The organism is Marinobacter manganoxydans MnI7-9 (assembly GCF_000235625.1).
Classification (GTDB): domain Bacteria; phylum Pseudomonadota; class Gammaproteobacteria; order Pseudomonadales; family Oleiphilaceae; genus Marinobacter; species Marinobacter manganoxydans.
Map to the genome: position 1 here is coordinate 1 of NZ_AGTR01000062.1, position 3,699 is coordinate 3,699.

At 56.5% G+C, this 3,699-nt stretch carries 4 protein-coding genes; all 4 read left to right on the plus strand.

Features of this window, described 5'->3' with window-relative positions:
- A partial coding sequence (locus KYE_RS14620) for a P-II family nitrogen regulator (RefSeq protein WP_008174782.1) occupies positions 1–251 on the plus strand: 251 nt, incomplete at its 5' end.
- 279 nt (positions 252–530) lie between these two features.
- A complete protein-coding gene (locus KYE_RS14625; RefSeq protein ID WP_227497852.1) occupies positions 531–1,670 on the plus strand; it encodes a TolC family protein in 1,140 nt (379 codons plus the stop codon).
- Positions 1,671–1,691: 21 nt separating this feature from the next.
- The gene (locus KYE_RS14630) at positions 1,692–2,957 is read left to right on the plus strand and encodes an efflux RND transporter periplasmic adaptor subunit (protein ID WP_008174785.1); all 1,266 of its coding nucleotides are present in this window, start codon (positions 1,692–1,694) and stop codon (positions 2,955–2,957) included.
- Between the two features lie 14 nt (positions 2,958–2,971).
- Positions 2,972–3,699 (plus strand): efflux RND transporter permease subunit (locus KYE_RS14635; RefSeq protein ID WP_008174787.1); only part of this gene is annotated, 728 nt, incomplete at its 3' end.

Below are 3,699 nucleotides of genomic sequence, written 5' to 3' on the forward strand. Positions count from 1 at the left end.
AATTTGGTCATCTGGTCGGCGATGAGTCGCCTCTGGAGAAAGTGAAGATGGTCAAGCTGGAAATAGACGTAGCGACCGATGATGTCGCTGGTGAAGTTGTGGAACTCATTGTCAGAACGGGCAGAACCCAGGAAGGGCACCCGGGTGACGGCAAGGTGCTTGTATCCCGCCTGGTTCGGGCTGTTCGTATCGACGATGGTGCGACCGACGAGAGCGCACTTCAACCGGCATCAAACCAGCGCTTTTCCTAGATTGGATGGCGGCATCGTGGCCATGAGTCGCGATGCCGCTTCTCCCCGCCCTTATTGAGGAGCACTTTCAAGTTCCCTGAGCTAATGCCTTCCAAATTCAAGTTCATTTCAACCTTTTCACTTACTATCTCCACCTACCTTGTCATGGGCGTCTCGCCCCCATGAATTGTGGCTAACAACCCCTTCGGGAGAAAGTCGATGAAGGCAAGCAAGCACTCGCCCAGGGCGTTGCTGTGTTCAGTACTATTGTCTATTCCTCTGTTCGGTCAAGCGGAGACTGTGAATTGGACAAATTGGCTCACTGGCCAGATAAGCAAGCATCCGGATGTCATGGCGGCGACAGAGCAGGCGGCAGCCCGGGATGCGGATGCTGAGGCAAGCGAACAACCGCTGTATAACCCGGAGCTGTCTGTTGGAGCAGACAGAAATGGCAGTGACAACAACTTTGTGGCAGGGCTATCACAAACGATCGATTGGTCTGATCAACAGGGTGCGCTAAAGGACAAGGCAAAGCTGATCAGGCTTTCCGCTGAAGCTGATTTGAACGAGGCGGTTTTGGCACAAACGTCCGAGTCGCTGTTTGCGCTTGTCGAGTGGCGCGCGGCGACGCGTGCCGAAGAAATTGCGGAATCCCAGCAACACCGTCTGGATGCCTTGCTGGAGCAGGTTGAGCAACGCCAGCAGGCGGGCGACCTGGGGAGTACCGATGCAGAGTTGCTTTTTTTAAGCCTTTCTCAGCAGCTCAGTGAACTCGCCCAGGCAAAGGCTGCGGTTGATCAGGCGCAAGCCCGGGTCAGAGAGCTTCTGCCGGATTGGCGGCCTCAGGATGGGGGGATCCCCGGGCACATTTGGCCGGCTCTTGCTTCCAGGGTCGATAACGACAATTTGCTGGATCATCCGTCAATTGCTGCTGCCCGCGCGAGGTGGCAGGTGCTGCGGAGCGAAGCCGAGGTGGTCAGTCGCAGAGCGGCGGCATCTCCCACGGTCGGGCTGAGCGGAGGGCGTGATGGCGGTGAGAACCTGGTTGGCCTGACGTTCTCGATCCCTCTGAATGTCCGTAATAACTACGGTGCCGAAATCCAGGCTGCCAACCGACGATCATTAGAGGCCGAGGCTCGGTTTCAGGCACTTTATCGGAAGCAGCAGTATGATCTGGCGGGCGCCCGAGCTGCCTGGAAGCGATACGACACCCAACTTCGTCGATGGACAGAACTCTCCCAGGGGCGTGTACAGCGAAGTGCTGATTTGCTTGAGAAGCAGTGGCAGGTCGGCGACCTCTCCACCTCTGAGTATCTCCAGGCGCTGGGCCAGCGCGCGGAGAGCCTGAAAACCGGTATTGAACTGGAAAAGCAGGCGCAGTTGGGTCTGATTGAGCTCTTGAGCCAGTCTGGCGAACTGATCACCCTCTTCCAATACTAGTCTGGAAACTGGATATTCATTATGAAAAAAACTCTGATTTCTGTATTCGCATTGACGTTGCTTACAGCCCCACTTTCTTTTGTACAGGCAGAGGAAGATGCTCATCAGGAAGCCGGTCATGATCATGCTGCCAGTGGCGACGATCATCAGGAAGTCACCGGTGAGGAGGGCGAGTATAAGGAAGATCATGGTGAAGAAGGTGAGCATGAGGAGGAAGGTGATCATGAAGAGGAAGGGGGGCACGGCCACGAAGACGAGAACGGTGGCCATGAAGAAGCGGCCACCGCAAGCATCAATGCCAAACAGAAAGAGCTCGCCGGCATTGAAGTAGCAACCCTCGAAAGCAAGCACGTTGACTATGAAATCTACGCTCCCGGTGAGCTGCTGACCAACGGCTATACCAGCTATCACGTGTCCCCCCGGGTTGCCTCAGTGGTGCTGCGGCGTCACGTGGAACTGGGTGAGCACGTAACCAAGGGCCAGCCGCTGGTAACCCTGTTCAGTGAGACGGTGGCACAGGCGCAGGCGGATTACAGGAAAGCTTTTCCTGAATGGAAGCGAATCAGCGGGCTGGGTCGTTCCGTGGTTGGCGATCAGCGGTTCAATACAGCGAAAGCCAACATTGAAGCAGCAAGGGCGACTCTGCTTGCTTACGGGCTGAACGATGATGACATTGGTGCGTTGAAGGCCAGCGGGGTGGATAGTCTCGGTGAATACATGCTCAGGGCTCGCGTGGATGGTGCAGTACTGACCGATGAGTTTGAGCAAGGACAAAGAGTTGAGGCTGGCCAGCCGCTGGTGACTCTTGCTGATGAGAGTGAGCTTTGGGTAGAAGCCCATCTGCCAGCAAGCTCCGACATTGTTCTAGAGAAGGGCGCGGAAGCCGAAGTCAGGGCAGCGGGTCGTGTGGGCGTGGCAACGGTGTCCCAGGAAGCCCACACCATTGATCCTGTGACCCGCACGCGGATTGTCAGGCTGGAGCTGGACAATCCTGAAGATCGTTTTCATCCAGGAATGTTCGCAGATGTGTATTTTCGTTTTAAGACCAGCGAGCCGGTGCTTGCCGTGCCGGAGACTGCATTGATGCGTGGCGCGGACGGCGACTGGACGGTCTATGTGGAAGAGGCCGAAGGCGAGTATGAACCCGTGGAAGTGGAACTGGGCCGCTCAATTGGCGGGCTCCGTGAGGTTTCCGGCCTGGCTGCGGGCCAACGAGTCGTTTTGCGGGGCGCATTTTTTGTGGCCTCTGAGATTGCCAAAGGCGGCTTTGATCCGCACAACCACTGATTCCGGGAGCCATTATGTTCAACCGAGTTGTCGACTGGGCGGTTCAGAACCGCCTGTTGGTTCTTATTGCGCTTGCAGTGCTTATCGCCACGGCCGCGTTTCAGATACCAAAACTGAATCTTGATGCTTTCCCCGACGTTACAAACGTCCAGGTCGCTGTTAATACAGAGGCGCCCGGACTTGCGGCTGAGGAAGTCGAGCAGCTGATCACCTATCCCATTGAAGCGGTGATGTATGCGTTGCCGGATGTTGAGGAGGTTCGGTCCATCTCCAAAACCGGGTTGTCTGGTGTCACCGTGGTCTTTAAAGAGGGCACGGATATCTATTTCGCGCGCCAACTGGTTTTCGAGCGGTTGCAGGCCGCGCGGGAGCTGATTCCGGACGGGGTCGGGGTGCCTGAAATGGGGCCGAATACGTCCGGTCTTGGCCAGGTCTACCAGTACTTGCTGATAGCGGACCCGGATTCGGGGTACGACGCAATGGAATTGCGCAGCTTGCACGACTGGCTGGTCAAACTGTTGCTGATACCGGCTGAAGGGGTTACGGAAATCCTGTCGTTTGGCGGAGAGGTCCGCCAGTACCAGGTTAACCTGAACCCGGCGCGAATGCTGTCCTATGACTTATCACAGAACGATGTCATGGAAGCCCTGGAGAACAACAACTCCAATGTTGGGGGCTGGTATATGGGCCGCGGGCAGGAGCAGTTGGTTATTCGCGGTATGGGCTGGCTGGGTAATGGCGA